The sequence below is a fragment of the Sphingomonas phoenicis genome (genome assembly GCF_047238005.1).
Taxonomy (GTDB): Bacteria; Pseudomonadota; Alphaproteobacteria; order Sphingomonadales; family Sphingomonadaceae; genus Sphingomonas.
Window position 1 is genome coordinate 1,444,046 of record NZ_JBDFMC010000002.1, and the last position, 17,051, is coordinate 1,461,096.

Annotated in this window: 15 protein-coding genes and 1 pseudogene; 9 read left to right on the forward strand and 7 right to left on the reverse strand. The window is 69.7% G+C overall.

The features are described 5' to 3' along the window. Positions 1–21: 21 nt before the first annotated feature. From ABC319_RS08155 to ABC319_RS08165, 3 genes are all read right to left on the reverse strand, one after another. Complete coding sequence (locus ABC319_RS08155) at positions 22–549, reverse strand: gamma carbonic anhydrase family protein (protein ID WP_413069742.1); 528 nt, start codon at positions 547–549, stop codon at positions 22–24. Then, positions 550–2,637, reverse strand: coding sequence for a malate synthase G (locus ABC319_RS08160; protein WP_413071652.1), 2,088 nt, complete (start codon positions 2,635–2,637; stop codon positions 550–552). A 71-nt stretch (positions 2,638–2,708) separates the two neighbouring features. Next, positions 2,709–3,458, reverse strand: a complete 750-nt coding sequence (locus ABC319_RS08165) for a sulfite exporter TauE/SafE family protein (RefSeq protein WP_413069743.1) — start codon at positions 3,456–3,458, stop codon at positions 2,709–2,711. A 152-nt stretch (positions 3,459–3,610) separates the two neighbouring features. On the opposite strand from ABC319_RS08165, the gene ABC319_RS08170 reads away from it, so the two are divergent. Genes ABC319_RS08170 through ABC319_RS08180 form a run of 3 tightly spaced genes read left to right on the forward strand, consistent with a single transcriptional unit; the run spans position 3,611 to position 5,586 of the window. Continuing rightward, positions 3,611–4,384: a hypothetical protein gene (locus tag ABC319_RS08170; protein WP_413069744.1), complete on the forward strand. Its 774-nt coding sequence runs from the start codon at positions 3,611–3,613 to the stop codon at positions 4,382–4,384. Between the two features lie 3 nt (positions 4,385–4,387). After that, on the forward strand, positions 4,388–5,221 hold the full coding sequence (locus ABC319_RS08175; RefSeq protein ID WP_413069745.1) for a metallophosphoesterase family protein: 834 nt from the start codon (positions 4,388–4,390) through the stop codon (positions 5,219–5,221). Then, the gene (locus ABC319_RS08180) at positions 5,218–5,586 is read left to right on the forward strand and encodes a hypothetical protein (RefSeq protein WP_413069746.1); all 369 of its coding nucleotides are present in this window, start codon (positions 5,218–5,220) and stop codon (positions 5,584–5,586) included. Before ABC319_RS08175 ends, ABC319_RS08180 begins: the two co-directional genes overlap by 4 nt. Before the next feature lie 13 nt (positions 5,587–5,599). Here the strand turns inward: ABC319_RS08180 and ABC319_RS08185 are convergent, their stop codons facing one another. Further along, positions 5,600–6,868 (reverse strand): hypothetical protein, encoded by a 1,269-nt coding sequence (locus ABC319_RS08185; protein ID WP_413069747.1) that lies wholly within the window; start codon positions 6,866–6,868, stop codon positions 5,600–5,602. A gap of 325 nt (positions 6,869–7,193) precedes the next feature. Between ABC319_RS08185 and ABC319_RS08190 the strand changes: the two genes are divergently transcribed. Continuing rightward, positions 7,194–7,466 carry a BrnT family toxin gene (locus ABC319_RS08190; protein WP_413069748.1) on the forward strand — a complete coding sequence of 91 codons (273 nt, stop codon included), beginning with the start codon at positions 7,194–7,196 and terminating at the stop codon, positions 7,464–7,466. Further along, positions 7,426–7,713 (forward strand): BrnA antitoxin family protein, encoded by a 288-nt coding sequence (locus ABC319_RS08195; protein ID WP_413069749.1) that lies wholly within the window; start codon positions 7,426–7,428, stop codon positions 7,711–7,713. The genes ABC319_RS08190 and ABC319_RS08195 overlap by 41 nt, the downstream gene beginning before the upstream one ends. Before the next feature lie 352 nt (positions 7,714–8,065). On the opposite strand, the gene ABC319_RS08200 is transcribed toward ABC319_RS08195, so the two are convergent. From ABC319_RS08200 to uvrA, 3 genes are read right to left on the reverse strand one after another with little or no spacing between them, the layout of a single operon-like run. After that, positions 8,066–8,242 (reverse strand): hypothetical protein, encoded by a 177-nt coding sequence (locus ABC319_RS08200; protein ID WP_413069750.1) that lies wholly within the window; start codon positions 8,240–8,242, stop codon positions 8,066–8,068. Beyond that, a complete protein-coding gene (locus ABC319_RS08205) occupies positions 8,217–8,765 on the reverse strand; it encodes a hypothetical protein (RefSeq protein WP_413069751.1) in 549 nt (182 codons plus the stop codon). The genes ABC319_RS08200 and ABC319_RS08205 overlap by 26 nt, the downstream gene beginning before the upstream one ends. After that, positions 8,762–11,668, reverse strand: coding sequence for an excinuclease ABC subunit UvrA (gene uvrA, locus ABC319_RS08210; protein WP_413069752.1), 2,907 nt, complete (start codon positions 11,666–11,668; stop codon positions 8,762–8,764). The genes ABC319_RS08205 and uvrA overlap by 4 nt, the downstream gene beginning before the upstream one ends. 164 nt (positions 11,669–11,832) lie before the next feature. On the opposite strand from uvrA, the gene ABC319_RS08215 reads away from it, so the two are divergent. From ABC319_RS08215 to ABC319_RS08235, 4 genes and pseudogenes are all read left to right on the forward strand, one after another. Further along, the gene (locus tag ABC319_RS08215) at positions 11,833–13,587 is read left to right on the forward strand and encodes a HupA family protein (RefSeq protein ID WP_413069753.1); all 1,755 of its coding nucleotides are present in this window, start codon (positions 11,833–11,835) and stop codon (positions 13,585–13,587) included. After that, entirely contained in the window at positions 13,584–14,891 is a 1,308-nt protein-coding gene (locus tag ABC319_RS08220; protein ID WP_413069754.1) for a surface lipoprotein assembly modifier, read from the forward strand. Before ABC319_RS08215 ends, ABC319_RS08220 begins: the two co-directional genes overlap by 4 nt. Before the next feature lie 67 nt (positions 14,892–14,958). Continuing rightward, the gene (locus ABC319_RS08225) at positions 14,959–15,357 is read left to right on the forward strand and encodes a hypothetical protein (RefSeq protein ID WP_413069755.1); all 399 of its coding nucleotides are present in this window, start codon (positions 14,959–14,961) and stop codon (positions 15,355–15,357) included. 360 nt (positions 15,358–15,717) lie between these two features. After that, a pseudogene (locus ABC319_RS08235) lies at positions 15,718–16,774 on the forward strand (IS30 family transposase). Positions 16,775–17,051 lie beyond the last annotated feature (277 nt).

Below are 17,051 nucleotides of genomic sequence, written 5' to 3' on the forward strand. Positions count from 1 at the left end.
AGCGGCCGGTCCAGCGGCGAATCAATCCGGCAGGCGAGTCAGCCCGGTCGCGTAAGTGGCGGCGCGGGCAGCGTAATGGGCGGCGGAGAGACGCAGGCCGCCGATCTGCTCCGCCGTCAGTTCGCGCACCGCCCGGGCCGGTGCGCCGACGATCAGGCTGCCGGGCGGAAACGTCTTTCCCTCGGTCACCAGAGCGCCGGCACCGATCAGGCAATCGTTGCCGATCACCGCGCCGTTCAGCACCGTAGCACCCATGCCGACCAGCACATTGTCGCCGATCGTACAGCCATGGAGGATGGCGTGATGGCCGACCGTCACCCCGGCGCCGACGGTCAGCGGGATGCCGGGATCGGAGTGGAGCATCGCCCCCTCCTGCACATTGGTCCGTGCGCCGACGAGGATCGGCGTATTGTCGGCACGAATCACGGCACCGAACCAGATGCTGGCCGATTCACCCAGCCGTGCGTCGCCGATCACGTCGGCGGAGGGGGCGATCCACGCGCCCTCCCCCAACTGGGGCTCGATGCCGTCGATGGCGTAGCGGGGCATTCAGTTGGCTTCCTTCTGCTTTGCGAGCGCACGGTAGCGATGGAGCAGCGGCTCGGTATAGCCGTTCGGCTGGCGGATACCGTCGAAGACCAGCGCGCGGGCGGCCTGTATCGCATAGCCGTCCTGTCCGGACAGCGGACGGTAGAGCGGATCGCCGGCGTTCTGGGCATCGACCTTGGCCGCCATGCGATCGAACGCGGCGTCGATCGCGGCGGCATCGGCGACACCGTGGAGCAGCCAGTTGGCCATGTGCTGCGACGAGATGCGCAGCGTCGCGCGGTCCTCCATCAGGCCGATATCGTGGATGTCGGGCACTTTCGAGCAGCCGACGCCCTGATCGATCCAGCGGACGACATAGCCGAGCAGTCCTTGCGCATTGTTGTCCAGCTCCGCGCGCACCTCGTCCGGCTGCCAGTTGCGGCCGGGCGCGACGGGTATCTGAAGCAGCGCGGCCAGCGGCGCCACCGGTTCACTTCGCCGCGCCGCCTGGCGGGCGGCGACGTCGACCCGGTGATAGTGCGTCGCGTGCAGGGTAGCCGCGGTCGGGCTGGGCACCCAGGCGGTACTGGCGCCGGTCTGCGGATGGGCGATCTTCTGGTCGAGCATGTCGGCCATCCGGTCGGGCGCAGCCCACATGCCCTTGCCGATCTGCGCCCGGCCGCCCAGCCCGCAGGCAAGACCGATCTGGACGTTGCGATCCTCGTAGGCCGCGATCCAGGCCGCGCCCTTCATCTCGCCCTTGCGGATCATCGGGCCGGCCCGCATCGACGTGTGCATCTCGTCGCCGGTGCGATCGAGGAAGCCGGTGTTGATGAAGACGATGCGGTCGCGCACAGCGTGGATGCACGCGGCGAGATTGGCGGAGGTGCGCCGCTCCTCGTCCATGACCCCGACCTTGATAGTGTGGCGGGGCAGTTCGAGCAGATCCTCCACCGCATCGAACAGGTCGTCGGTAAAGGCGGCCTCGTCCGGACCGTGCATCTTGGGCTTGACGATGTAGATGCTGCCGGCGCGGCTGTTGCGGCGGGCGCCGAGCACATCGTGCAGCGCGATCAGGCTGGTGACGATCGCATCCAGCACCCCCTCCGGCGCCTCGGCCCCGTCGGCCAGGCGGAGCGCGGGCGTCGTCATCAGATGGCCGACGTTGCGGACGAACATCAGGCTGCGACCGGGCAGGATCAGCTCATCGCCGTCCGGCGCGACGTAGCGGCGGTCGTCGGCCAGCGAACGGGTGACCGTACGCCCCCCCTTGTCGAAGCTGGCCGACAGATCGCCCTTCATCAGGCCGAGCCAGTTGGCATAGGCCGCGACCTTGTCCGCGGCATCGACCGCGGCGACCGAATCCTCCAGATCGGCGATCGTCGACAGGGCGGATTCGAGCACCACGTCGGCGAGGCCGGCCGGATCGGTGCGGCCGATCGGGTGCTCCCGGTCGATGACCAGTTCGATGTGCAGGCCGTGGTGGCGCAGGAGGATGTTCGCGCCGGCACGGCCGACCAGCTGGCCGGGATCGGCCAGCGCGGGATCGCCGCCGTCCCACGCCGCCCACGAGCCCGCCGCCAGCGGCACCGCCTGGTCGAGGAATGCCTTCGCCCAGGCGATGACCTGGCTGCCGCGATCGGGATCGTAGCCCTTGCCGGCCGGCGCGCCGGGCAGCGCATCGGTCCCGTAAAGGGCGTCATACAGGCTGCCCCAGCGGGCGTTGGCCGCGTTCAGGAGAAAGCGGGCATTCAGGATCGGGACGACCAGCTGGGGCCCGGCGAGCGTCGCGACTTCCGGATCGACGCCGGTCGAGCCGATCGTGAAGGCCGCCGGCTCCGGCACCAGATAGCCGATGTCGCGGAGAAAGGCCTGGTAGGCGAGCGGGTCGACGGGCTGTCCGGCATGATCGTCGTGCCAGGCGTCGATCCGCGCCTGCATCCCGTCGCGGACCGCCAGCAGCGCGGCGTTGCGCGGGGCGAAGCGGGCGAAAATCGCGGCGACGCCCGGCCAGAACGCGGCTGCCGACACGCCGGTGCCGGGCAGCACCCGATCCTCGATGAACGAGGCCAGCGACGCGGCGACCTCCAGTCCAGCCCGTTCGGTCATCGCAACCACGCCGATCCCCTTCCCCATCGTTTCTTGCAGCCGCGATAGCGGGTCGCCGCCGGCACCGGTAGTCATGACAATCCGTCGACCAAGAGCTTCGCGCCGATCGCCAGCATCAGCCCGTAGATGAGAAGGTACAGCCGGCCGGCATCGACGCGGCGGACCAGCCACACCCCGGCAAAGGTCGCGGCGATCGCCACCGGCAGCAGCGTCGCGCTGGCGATCAGGTGCGCCCGGCTGAACTGGCCGAGCGCCAGATAGGCCGGCACCTTGATCCAGTTGACGATGCCGAAGAAGATCGCGGTGGTCCCGACCAGTTCGTCGCGGGGCAGCCGGCGGGGCAGAACGTAGATCTGGAACGGCGGCTGGCCGGCATGGGCGATCTGGCTGGTCACCCCGGCGGCGACGCCCATCAGCGCACCGAACCAGCGGGGATACAGGACCGCCGCCGGTTGCCGGCCGCCGCGCAACCGCCACAGGCTGCGGAGCGCGAACAGGATCGAGATCGTGCCGAGCGCGACCTGCATCGCATCCCGCGACAGGGCGGCGGCAAACCACCACGCCAGCGCCACGCCGATCGCCGCGCCCGGCAGCATGGTGGCGACGATCCGCCGGTCCCAGCTGTGGCGAAAGGCCCAGATGCCGACGACGTCCTGGACCAGCAGGATCGGCAGCACCACCGCCGCCGCCTCCACCGGGCCGATGACCAGTGCCAGCATCGGCACGCCCAGGGCACCGATCCCCGCGAACCCGCCCTTGCTGAGCCCGAGCAGGATGACGGCCAGCGTGCCGACGACGTAGAAGAGCGGGGAAGCGATCACGTCGCCTCCTTCGCGGCGAGCGGCGCGCTTCGCAAGGGCGCGACGATCGCGTAGGGTCGCCCGGCCGGCGGACCGGGTGGTGGCAAGAGCGGCGGCCGTAAACGCCCGGTTCACGACCTGAACGCTAGCTGGCCCGGCAACAGGGGCATGGAATGGCAGCCAATTTCGAGCGTGATCGCAGCGTAAGGACGGATATGGAGCGCGTGTTCGGCGGGGCGCCGGCGCTGCCCGACGAATCGCCTGCACCCGATTCGCGGCCGAACGCCGCGCTGCCGATCGCCGCCCCGTCATCGTCGTCCGCCGCCGTGCGCCCGGTGACCGGCGCCGCGCCGCAGCGGTCGCGGCGCTGGCTGCTGCTGGCGGCACCGGTGCTGGCGGCGCTGTTCGCGATCGCGCTGGCGGTGCGGTTCGCGCTGACGCTGGTGCCCGGCAACGAGGCGGCACCTGCCACCGGGCGGACGCCGCCGGTCGCCTATTCCGCCAGCGCCGCACGACCGGTACCAGTCGCCGTCGGCGAGGGCGAAACGGCGGAGCGCGATACGCTGAGCCCCGACGATTTCGGCCCGGCGCCGGTCGACGACCGGTCCGTCGCCCGCCCGGCCGGGGCGGCCGAGCAGGTGCAGGAGGTGCCGCCACCGGTCCGCACGGCGGCCGCGCGCCGGCGGCCGGCGGTGGCGAGCGACTGCCCGCCCGGATCCGACGACGACCGCTGCATCTATCGCGACGTGGTGGGGGCCGACCGGCGGTTGCGTGCGGCCTATGACGATGCGACGCAGGCCGGGGTGCCGACCGACGAGCTGGTCGCGGTGCGCCGGCGCTGGGACCGGGCGCGGGCCATCTCGCTGAGCGAACCCGACGAGACGATCCGCCGCTACGATCGCCTGACCGAGCGGCTCGACGACCTGACCCGCGGCGAGCAGCACTAGACGATGAGCACCCAGCCCAACATGCAGGCCGCCCCGCCGGCCGCCGCCATCGAGGTCGTCCGCCGGGGCGACGTGTCCCGCGATGCGGTGTCGGGCGCGACCGACGGGCAGGTGGTGTATGCGATCGGCGACGTCCATGGCTGTTACGACCTGCTGGTCCGCCTGCTGGCGGCGATCGCGGAGGATGCCAGGGACCGGATGGCGCCGCGCCGCCCCCTGCTGCTGTTCGCGGGCGATTATGTCGACCGGGGTCCGCAGTCGGACAAGGTGCTGTCGACCCTGGTCTGGCTGACCCGCCACTCGCCGTTCGAACTGGTGCTGCTGAAGGGCAATCACGAGGCGATGATGCTCGATTTCCTGGAGCGGCCGTTCCACGCCAAGGGCTGGCTGCGGGTCGGCGGGGCGACCACCCTGTCGTCGTACGGCATCGCGCTGCCCGAGGGCGAGCAGGCGGTGGCGGACCGGTGCGAGCGGATCCGCGACGAGCTGATGGACCGGCTGCCGGCGTCGCACCTGGACCTGCTGCGCGGGCTGAAGACCAGCGCGACGCGGGGCGATTACCTGTTCGTCCATGCCGGCGCGCGCCCCGGACTGCCGCTAAATCGCCAGGACGAACGCGATTTCCTCTGGATTCGCGACGACTTTCTGGAGAATAGCCAGGCATTCGAGAAAGTGATCGTGCATGGCCATAGCTGGACGTCGGCAACACCGATCCTGGCGGCGCACCGGATCGGAATCGATACAGGAGCGTATCGTACGGGTGCGTTGACCGCAGTGCGGCTGGGGACATCGACGATCGAATTCCTTCAGGCAAGACAGGTGCAGCCACCTTCATGAACAGGTTACGGATGTGCGCGGCGATGCTGTCGATCGCATCGCTGCTGATGGCGGCGATATTCCTGATGATCCCCGCGATCGGGTTCGCCACCGTCGGCCTGATGGTGGCGGGCGCGGCGTGCCTGGGCGCGGTGGCCCCGTTCGACGCCATGCAGCCGCCCCAGCGCAAGCGGGTGGTGTGGGCGATGCTGGCCTATTGCCTGACGATCGCGGCGGCGGGCGTGGCGGTGGCGCTGAGCAATGCCGGGCTGAAGCCGCTGATGGTGCTGGCGGTGATGGGCGCGTGCGGCGCCATCCTGCTGGGCTGGGCGTTCAAGACGCGCAACCGCCGGCGCCGGGTGGGCTGGACCGATTATTTCGACTGACCGGGCCACGGGCTCACGCATCCTCGCACAGCCGCGCGTCGGCCGCTGACCGGCCGGGCACCGGCGCTTCTGTCGCCGGTTCCTGCCCCGCGAGCCAGTCGGCGCCGGCCGGCCCGTGGGGATCGGCGGCGGGCTGACGCGCGACGAACCAGGCGCGGCGCGCGGCATGGCGGCGGGCCTCCCACTCCGGCGACACCAGCGGCGCGCGAGTGACCGCGTATTCCTCCGCCTCGGTCAGGCTCCGGTGATAGCCGCGCTCGCCCAGCCGTCCCCACTCTTGCGCCCATTCGCCCGGCGGCACCGGAAAGGCGGTGCGCCACTCCGCCAGACGCTCGTCGTACCAGACGGGATCGGCCTCGGCCGGCGCCGCATCGGGCGTGCCGGCGGCCGGCGAATGTTGAGGAAGTTGCGGGTCGTGCGCGGGTGCGGGCGCGAGGGCGAGGAGGCCGGCGGCCTCCGCCCGGCGCCACTGGTCCGCGGTCCAGTCCGCCCGGGTGGCGGGATCGAGGTCGGCGATGTCGACCTCCGACGCGTCGCCGACGCCGGTGCGCAGGTAGAGATCGGCGCGGGCGAGCGACAGGACCGGCGCCAGCGCGGCGACCGGATCGGGCGCGGCGGCGGGCGCGGCGCCGTCGGCCGGAACGGCGGCGGGCGCGCGGGCGGCGAGGAACAGGCCGATGCGGGCCGGGGTGGCATCGGCGGCGACCATGTCGAGATAGCGCTGCCACTCGCCCGCGACGATGCGCTGCGCCTGCGCCTCGCCATGATGGTCGGTGGCATCGTCGCGCTCGGCGATGCGATCGAGGCGGCTGAGCAGCGCGAGTGCGAGACGATTGTCGTGGCGGTGGCGCGTCACCTCCGTTCCGTCGGCACGGGTGAAGGTATCGACCTGCCCGTCGAAGGCGCGGCTGGTGAGCGTGTCGACCAGCTTGTCGCGCTGGAGCAGCAGCGCTGCACGCCAGCCCAGCGCGAAGGCGGCACCGTGCGCGCGCTGGCGAAAGCCATAGGCGGATTGCGGCGACAGCCCGACGAGCGCGGCCGCCGCCTCGACCGTGCTGCCCTCCGCCAGCGCGGCGAGGAAGGTGCGCTGGCGATCGCAGGTCCAGCCATCGGCGCGGCGGGAATCATGGGCCAGGCCGGCGGCCTGCATCCCCTCCCCCATCTGGATCCAGTTTTCGTACGTGTCGCGGGTGGCGTCGGACAGGCGTGGCACGGGCGCGGGATTCGGGGCAGCTTCGGTCGCGAGATCGGCGGTGGCGAAAGCGGGCGGGCGGATGCGCATGGGTGGTCCTCCGGTTGGGGGACCTGCCTAGTTATAGGAGATGGGGGGATGTAGGACAGCCCCGCCGCCCCGAGAGCGCCGCGAAGCTGCGCGCGAGGCGCCCGAGGGCAGCGAAGCTGCATGAGGGCTGCCGGCGGCGGGGCCGGCCAGCGGCGCCGTGGCGCCGACTGACGACGCGGGATTCACTCCCGCGGCGGGGGCGTTGGCGGACGGAAGGTTCCGGCAGGAGCCCCGCGAGCCCCCTGCCGGCGCGGGGATGGTGGTGAACCGCCGATACGCACTATCCCCGATTGCCCCTTGATTTCTGTAGCTACATAATCATGTTGTGAACATCAGCTTCGACCCCGAGAAGCGCGCCCGGACGCTGACCGACCGAGGGCTCGACTTCGCCGAGGCCGGACGGGTTTTCGCGGGATCGACGCTGACTCAGGAGGATGACCGGTTCGATTATCCCGAGCCGCGCTATCAGACCTATGGCTGGCTGGCGGGTCGGCTGGTGCTGGTGGCGTGGACGCCGACCGACACCGGCATCCGCGTGATTTCGATGAGGAACTGCCATGACAAGGAAAGCCGCCGCATCGTCCCCCGGCTGGGATGACGACGATCTGCCGGAATGGACGGACGACCAGCTCGACCGCGCGGAGCTTGCGGTCGCGGGCAAGGTCGTGCGCCCGGCGAACGGGACGCTGACGCGCGCCGGACGGCCCCCGCTGGGCAGCGCGGCGAAGCAGCAGGTGACGCTGAGGCTGGACCCGGACGTGCTGGAGCGGTTCCGGGCGACGGGGCCGGGGTGGCAGGGGCGGATCAACGAGGCTTTGCGGCGGGTAGCGGAGATGCCTTACTAAAGGTCGATCCATCCAGGATGAAGCACCACCCCGGGGAAGGCCGGAGTTCAGCAGAGGGCGTCAGAGAGGGGCGTTGCGCGTCGTCAAGCGGGCCTTCCCGACTGGACCCCGGCCTTCGCCGGGGTGGTCGTTGTGAGCGGTCGAGCCTGGATGGATCGCACTCTTGAACGGACCCACATTCCGCGCTTTCGGCTGTTTCCCGTCGGTCCCGCACAGGCGGGAACTCACAGGCGCACCGCATTCGGCTCGATCTCGTTCGTTGGCGTGTATGGATCCCCGCCTTCGCGGGGATGACGAGGGTGTTGCGGGCCCATGATCCCCGCTTGAAAACCGAATGTCGATCCGCCCCAGTTTACCACTTGGCTCCCAGCTCGCCCAGAACCTTGAGCAACGCCCGCTTGCTTGCCGTCCGTCGGTTGCCAGCATTGCGCGGCAGATCGGTGATGCCGGTTTCCCGTCGCCGTCGTTCGATATCGGCGCCGAACTCGGCGAGGGAAACAGCCTTAGGCTTCGAGGTCTGCGATGCCATAGTCGCCAGCGCTTTCATGTCTGATGCGGCGATCCATATACTCCCGATCAGCGTCGGCATGAAGCGCGAACAGCCGACGCGCCTGCTCCAGCATTTCCGGCGCCGTTCCGGAGGCATACTGGCCGATCCGATCGGCGATCAGATCCTCGACCGCGACGATGGCAGCTTCTCCATCCCGATCGAGGTCAATCAGAACAAGTCGATCCTGATCGGCCATCCCGTCGTAAAGTGTGGCCGAGACAATCTCGAAACCCAGCCGCAAGTCCGCATGCACCCATCCGAGCGGCGTATGACCGAGCCCCTCGGGCTTGCTGAAACCTGCGATCACCAGCTCCCGTTCGAACTCGTCCTGACTTGGCGTGACTATGTCGAAGTCGCCTGTCGTGATCGCGCTTGCCGAATAGAGCTCCACCGCCCCTCCACCAACGAGTATCGGCGCGGAAAAGCCACGGGCTTTCATCGTCTTGCTCACACGCGCGAACAGGCGCAGCGCCGCCTCGAACTCGGGGCGGTACGGACTCACTCCGCCGCCACCGCCTGCGCCCCCCGCCCCTTCAGCAGCGGCGCGAGGTACTTGCCGGTGTAACTCCGCGGTTCCTTCGCCACCGTTTCGGGCGTGCCGGTCGCGACAATCTCGCCGCCCTTGACGCCCCCCTCCGGCCCCAGGTCGATGACCCAGTCAGCGGTCTTGATGACGTCGAGATTGTGCTCGATCACCACCACGGTGTTGCCCTGCTCGACCAGGGCGTGGAGGACCTCCAGCAGCTTGCGGACATCCTCGAAATGCAGGCCGGTGGTGGGTTCGTCGAGGATGTAGAGGGTGTTGCCGGTCGCGCGGCGCGCCAGTTCCTTGGCGAGCTTCACGCGCTGCGCCTCGCCGCCGGACAGGGTGGTGGCTTGCTGGCCGACCTTGACGTAGCCGAGGCCGACCTCGACCAGCATCGCCATCTTGTCGCGGATGGGGGGCACCGCCTTGAAGAACTCGGCGGCATCCTCGACCGTCATGTCGAGCACGTCGGCGATGCTGTGGCCCTTGAACTTCACCTCCAGCGTCTCGCGGTTGTAGCGGGCGCCGTGGCAGACGTCGCAGGTGACGTAGACGTCGGGGAGGAAGTGCATCTCGATCTTGAGCACGCCGTCGCCCTGGCACGCCTCGCACCGGCCGCCCTTGACGTTGAAGCTGAAGCGGCCGGGCTTGTAGCCGCGCGCCTGCGCCTCCGGCAGGCCCGCGAACCAGTCGCGGATCTGGGTGAAGGCGCCGGTATAGGTGGCGGGGTTCGAGCGCGGGGTGCGGCCGATCGGCGACTGGTCGATGTCGATGACCTTGTCGAGATGGTCGAGGCCCGACACCCGGTCGTGCTTGCCCGCCAGGATGCGCGCGCCGTTCAGCTGGCGGGCGGCGGTGGCGTAGAGCGTGTCGATGGTGAAGCTGGACTTGCCCGAGCCCGACACGCCGGTGATGCAGGTGAAGGTGCCGAGCGGCACGCTGGCGGTGACGCCGGTCAGGTTGTTGGCGCGGGCGTTGTGGACGGTCAGCTTCTTGCCCGTGCCCTTGCGGCGCCGGGCCGGCACCGGCACCTCGCGCACGCCGTTCAGGTAATCGGCGGTGATGCTGGTCTTGCTCTTCAGCAATTGCTTCAGCGTGCCCTGCGCCACGATCGCGCCGCCATGGACGCCGGCGCCGGGGCCCATGTCGATGACGTAGTCGGCGGTGCGGATCGCATCCTCGTCATGCTCGACGACCAGCACGGTGTTGCCGAGGTCGCGCAGGCGGCGGAGCGTGGCGAGCAGCATGTCATTGTCGCGCTGGTGGAGGCCGATCGAGGGCTCGTCGAGGACGTAGAGGACGCCCGACAGCCCGCTGCCGATCTGGCTGGCAAGGCGGATGCGCTGGCTCTCGCCGCCCGACAGCGTGCCGGACGTGCGATTGAGGTTCAGATAGTCAAGGCCGACATTGTTGAGGAAGCCGAGCCGCTCGACGATCTCCTTCAGGATGCGCTCGGCGATCGCGCGCTGCTGGTCGCCCAGATGGTTGGGCAGGTCGGTGAAGAAGGCGAGCGCATCGACGACGGACAGGCGGGTGGCGTGGCTGATGTCCTGCATCGCCACCTTCACCGCCAGCGCCTCCGGCTTCAGGCGGGCGCCGTGGCAGACCTCGCACGCCTGGCTCGACTGGTATTTGGACAGTTCCTCGCGCATCCACGCGCTCTCGGTCTGGAGCATGCGGCGGTTGAGGTTGCCGATGACGCCCTCGAACGGCTTGTTGACGTCATACTTCTTCTTGCCGTCGATGAAGGTGAGGACGACCGCCTTGCCCTCGGTACCGAACAGGATCTTGTCCTGCACCTCGGGGTGGAGATCCTTCCAGGGGGTGTCGAGCGAGAAGTCGAACGCCTTGGCGAGGCTGGCTAGCACCTGCATGTAATAGGGGCTGGGCGGGTTGCTCTTCGCCCAGGGGACGATCGCGCCCTTCTTGATCGTCAGGTCGTGGTTGGGGACGACGAGGTCCTCGTCGAAGATCAGCTTCTCGCCCAGGCCGTCGCACGCCGGGCAGGCGCCCTGCGGCGCGTTGAAGCTGAACAGGCGGGGCTCGATCTCCGAAATGGTGAAGCCGCTGACCGGGCAGGCGAACTTTTCCGAAAAAACGATGCGGCCGGGGGGTGCGTTGTCGCCCAGCACGACGCTGGACGGGGTGTGCGGCTCGACGGGGTCGGCGGGGTCGACATAGGCGAGGCCGTCGGCGAGCTTCAGCGCCGCCTCGAAGCTCTCGGCCAGGCGCGTGGCGATATCCTCGCGCACGACGAGGCGGTCGACGACGACCTCGATGTCGTGCTTGTACTTCTTGTCGAGCGCGGGCGCCTCGTCGATCTCGTGGATGGTGCCGTCGATGCGGACGCGGGTGAAGCCCGCCTTCTGCCACTCGGCCAGTTCCTTGCGGTACTCGCCCTTGCGACCGCGGACGACGGGGGCGAGGAGATAGAGGCGCGTCCCCTCGGGCAGGGACAGGACCCGGTCGACCATCTGGCTGACCGTCTGCGCGGCGATCGGCTCGCCGGTGGCCGGCGAATAGGGGACGCCGACGCGCGCCCAGAGCAGGCGCATATAGTCGTAGATCTCGGTGACGGTCGCCACCGTCGAGCGCGGGTTGCGGCTGGTCGTCTTCTGCTCGATCGAAATGGCCGGGGACAGCCCCTCGATATGGTCGACATCGGGCTTCTGCATCAGTTCGAGGAACTGGCGGGCATAGGCACTAAGGGATTCTACGTATCGACGCTGCCCCTCGGCATAGATGGTGTCGAAGGCGAGCGACGACTTGCCGGACCCGGACAGCCCGGTGATGACCGTCAGCGTGTCGCGCGGGATGTCGACGTCGACATCCTTCAGATTGTGTTCGCGGGCACCACGGACGGAGATCTTGGTCAGCATGAGGACGTTCTACTTCCGTTCTGTGCGCAGGGCTAGGCCGGGAAAATAGGAAGTCCCGGCGCCGGATGCGAGAGGCGGCTTGACCCGCGCGGACGCTCGGCTAGCGGTGGCACCGGGGGGATCAGATGATGACGGGATCATGGCGGACGTCCGCAGGGGCGCGGATGCCGACGATGGCGCTGCTGGCCGCGGGGCTGCTGATGACGAGTGCGTGCGGCGGCGGCGGCGGCGTGGCGAGCACGCCGGCCCCGCCCGCACCGACGCCGACGCCGACGAACACGGTCATCACCGACCTGAAGGCGACGCAGACCTTCGCGTCGGAGTCGGCGACGACCCAGACGACGCTGAACACCTCGACCGGGCTGGTCGAGCGCGGGGCGGCGGCGCGCTCCGCCGTCACCGTGAGGTACGACGCGGCGACGCAGAGCTACACCATCACCGGCGACGGCCGTGCGCAGACCTTCCTCCCGGCCGACGAGCGCACCGGGCAGGATCCCGGCCAGCGGCTGTTCGTGAAGACCGGCGATGCGCGCGATTTCCTGACGATCGTGACGACGCCCTTCACCGGCACCGTGGCCAACCGCTACGTCGCGCTGGGATTCTGGCAGCGGAATGCGGGCACGGCACCTTTGCAGGAGACGAGCCTGGACGTGTTCACGTTCGGGCTGGACACGCCGGTGGCGGCGGTGCCGCGCACGGGCACGGCGCAATACGCGACCGATGCGTTCGGCTTCGTCACCCAGCGCGGGGTGGCGCCGCGCGCGTTCACCGGTGCCGGCAGCTTCGCGATCGATCTGGCCCTCGGCACCTTCGCCCTGAAGAACTATGTGCAGGAATACGACCTGACGACCGAGGAATCGCGCACGGGCGGCGGGATCGAAGTGGTCGCCGCGGGCCGGCTGGGTAGCGGCAACGGCTTTACCGGCAACGTCACCTATGGCGGGCGCGACACGCGGGTGGCCGGGACGATCGCCGGCCGCTTCTACGGTCCCGGCGCCGAGGAACTGGGCGCGAGCTTCGCCGCCGACGACGGTGCGGGCGGCGCGGTCACCGGATCGATCACCGGCCAGCGCCAGGCGGGTGCCGCGCAGACGAATCTGTCGTTGACCAACCTGACGGTCGACCAGCTCTATTACAGTCAGAACGCGCAGCTGACCGTCGGCAACGGCTTTATGGGCGCGCGTGCGGTCAACACCTATGTCGGGAACGGCCAGGTCCAGCAGCGGCCGGACGGCAGCTTTTCCGTGCTGGCCGCAACCAGCGCGCTGCCCAGCGTCACCGGCGACCAGAGCAACCGCGTGACCGACGCCCGTCCCAACTTCGTCACCTACACCAAAACGGTCGACGGCGCGCCGACCCGCGTATCCTTCTATCGGCCAGGCGCCGCCAACAGCGAGCTGGCGCTGACCTATGCGGGGTTCGGAGTGCTCGAGGCGCTGGCACCGTCCGCAACCTATTACAGCGCGGGTCGCAACTACTTCGCCTATGGTCTCACGACACCGACATATGTGCTGACGCGCCGGACGGGCAGCGCCGAGTATGCGGGCGTGGCCTATGGCTATGGCGCAAGACCGAACGGGCAGGATGTCGAGGTGACGGGGACGTCGCGATTTACCGTCGATTTCGGCAACCAGCGCTACTCGGGCAGCCTGGCACTCGAGGGCGCTCCGGTCGCCGGCGGTGCGGCGCAGTCGCTGGGCAGCTGGACCTTCGCGAACCAGCTGTTCAGCGGACAGATGGCCGAGGCGTCGTTAAGCCCTACGGGCACGCCGACGACCAACTTCTTCAACCGGATCGTTCCGCAACTTTATGGTCCGGACGGGGAGGAGATCGCCGCCGCCTTCTCGGTGGCGATCGGCGCAGATGGCGCGGCGGACCGTCTGTCGATCGTCGGAGCCACCGTCGCGAAGCGCAAGTGATCGCGCTGCCATCCGCTGCGCTCGTCGCGGCGGTGCAGGCGACCCCGGCTGCGACCGCCGCGGCGCCGCGGGGCCTGTCGTCGGTCGAGCTGTTCGCCGCGGCCGACGCCGCGCTGGCGGCGGGGCGGCGTGAGGATGCGCTGGCGATGTACGCGGCGCTGGCGCGCGACCCCGACGCCGAGGTGCGCGCGGAGGCGCGGTACCGGATGGCGAACGAGCTGACCGCGGCGGGGCTGCTGCGCGAGGCGGCACGCACCTATCGCGCGCTGCTGGACGAGAAGCCGGGCGCGGCGGGGGTGCGGCTGGCGCTGGCGCGGCTGCTGGCGATGCTGGGCGACGAGGCGGGTGCGCGCGCCGCGGTGCGGCAGGCGCAGGCGGCAGGCCTGCCCCCGCAGGTCGCGCTGGTCGCCGACCAGTTCGCGGTGGCGCTGCGGTCGCGGCGGCGGCTGGGCGGATCGGTGGAGGCGGCGATCGCGCCCGACAGCAACATCAACCGCGCGACCGCGGCACGAACGCTGGACACGGTGATCGCGCCGCTGGTGCTGTCGGGCGATGCGCGGGCGCGATCGGGGCTGGGCGTGCGGGGTTCCGCCCAGGGTTTCGCGCGACTGCCCGTGGCGAACCGCTGGGCATTGCTGCCGCGCGTGTCCGGCCGGGGCAGCCTTTACCGGCAGCATCGATTCGACGACGTGGCGGCATCGGCGCTGGTCGGGATGGAATGGCAGGGCGGGCGCGACCGGCTGACCCCGTCGATCGGACAGACGTGGCGCTGGTATGGCGGCGCGCTGTACGCGACGACGCAGACCGCCAGCCTGGACTGGCTGCACCCCGCCGGGGCGCGCGGGCAGATCGTGGCGGGCGCCAGCGTGTCGCGCGCCCGCTATCGCGGCAACGCGTTGCAGGACGGTGCGATCATCGACCTGACGATCGGGGTCGAGCGGGCGCTGGGCGCGCGCGGCGGTGGCGGCATCACCCTGTCGGGCACGCGGCAGACGGCGCGCGATGCCGGCTATGCCACCGTCGCCGGCGGCATCGGCGCGATCGGCTGGCGCGAACTGGGGAGCGCGACCCTGGTCGCGACCGGCAGCGTGCGGCGGACCGAGGGCGACGAGCGGCTGTTCCTGTTCGCCGACCGGCGCCGCGAGTGGCTGACCCAGGCGAGCGTCGCGGTGACGTGGCGTCGGCTGGCGGTGGGCGGCATCGCGCCGCTGGCCCGGATCGGGTGGGAACGGAACCGGTCGAGCGTGGGGCTGTACGATTATCGCCGGGTGTCGACCGAACTGGGACTGAGCCGCGCGTTCTGAGAACACTCCCACTTGCGCGCAGCCGCAGGTGACCTAACTTACCAATACACCAGACAGGAGCGGCGGCGTGGCGAAGGATGCGAGCGGCAAGGGAAAGACGGGCAAGCTGCCCAAGCGGATCGGCGGCATCAAGCTGCCCAAGGAGTTGCGGCGCACCGCCAACTCGCTGATCGAGCAGGCGGACAGCCCGGCGGGGCGTCAGGTGCTGGCGGCCGGCCTGACGATGGCCGCCGCCGCCGCGAGCGCGGCGCTGACCCGCAAGCCGGAGGTGCGGCCCGCTGCGTCGGGCGGCCAGCCGGTGCCGCCCGTTCCTCCGGAAGCGCCGGTTCCGCCCTTTCCTCCCGAAGCGCCGCTGCCGCCGCAGGGCACGACGCGGTCGCCCGACCCACACGAGATCGGGGTGGCGCTGGGCAAGGCGGCGGAGCAGGTGCTGGGGGCGTTCCTGCGGAAGAAGCCGGGGGTTTAGACTGCGAGTTATTCGGGACGGATCACCATCCTGGCGGGCCGTGGTGGCCGGCCTGACGATAATCGGCGACCCTCTCCGCCGTCTGTCCGCTGGACCCCGGCCTTCGCCGGGGTGGTCGTCACGGGTGGATCAGGTGGATGGATCACCCACTGGGCCGGTAGATCGCCACCTGATGACCATGCGAGTGATCATGAATTGGCGAGGGTGGATTAGCTGCTTTGCCGGGCCGGCATCCGTGTTCGTCATCCCCGCGTAGGCGGGGATCCAGACGCGCGGCGTTCGGGCGGGAGTCGCTACGTCAGCGGTTATGGATCCGACGGATTCACGAAAGAAGTGCACCACCGATAGGGTGGCGGCGCGATGGGACAGGGATACAGGCAGCTCAGCCTCGATGAGCGGATAGAGATCGCCCGGCTTTGGGCGTCAGGATGGTCGTGGCGTCGTATCGGGGCGGCGATCGGACGCAGCCATACGACGGTGAGCCGAGAGGTGAGGCGCAACAGTCGCATGACCAGGATGTGGTCCGGCGGCTATGCGCCTGTGCGGGCGCAGGAACTGGCACAGCGACGGCGGCGATGGGATTGCCGCTTCAAGCTGGTGCGCCAGCCGGACCTGCGGGACCGCGTCAGGCAAAGCCTTGCGATGGGGATGATGCGGTCGGATCGCCTGCCGATCCGCAAACATGCCGGGGGCATGTTTGACGCATCGTCCGCCCGAGCAGATCGCCGGCCGACTGGCGCGCGAGGCTGGTCGCACCGTCATCAGTCATGAGTCAATCTACCGCTTCGTCTATCACCGCTCGGCGCAGAAGGATTACTGGCACCGCCTGCTGCCCCGCGCCAAGTCGCGCCGCGGACGACACCGCCTGCAAGGCGGCAGTCCCGCCAGCTTCATCAAGCACCGCCGCTCCATCCACGAACGCCCGCCCGCGGCACAGGACCGACGTCAGCCGGGCCATTGGGAAGCCGATTACATGCTGTTCTCGCGCTACGGCGACAACATCCTCGTCCTCCACGAGCGCACCACCCGCTTCACCATGCTCGACCAACCGCCTCATCGCAGGGCATCGATGACCGCTCGGCGCATCGCCCGGCAGCTCCGCGACATGCCCCAGCCGTTGCGACGGACCATCAGCTTCGACAATGGGACCGAGTTCGCAGAACACCATCGCCTGCGGCACCTTGGACTGCAGACCTTCTTTTGCGATGTGCGAAGCCCCTGGCAGAAGGGCGGGGTCGAGAACACCATCGGTCGCCTGCGGCGCCTGCTGCCCCGCAAAACCAACCTCGACACCCTCTCACCCGCCCAACTGCGCGCCTACGCCACCCGACTCAACGACACACCTCGAAAATGCCTCGACTTCCAAACACCCGCCGAGGCATTCCTCAACCTCTCAACCGGTGCACTTCAAACGTGAGTCCACATCCCCGCCTGCGCGGGGATGACGTTGGTGGTGTGGGGATGACGGTGGTGGGCGGCAATGACGGTGGCGTTGCGGCAATGACGTTGGTGGGTGCGCAGATGGCGGCGTCGAGCGGGGCGGGGATCTGGTTCGGCGGAGGCAGGTCGTCACGCCTTGTTACAGGCGGGGCGTTCTGGGAGACGCCCCACCCCCGGCCCCTCCCCTGAAGGGGAGGGGAGAAGTTGCTTCTGTCTTCTCGCTTTCGGTCGAGCGTCGGGTTGGCGGAGACCTT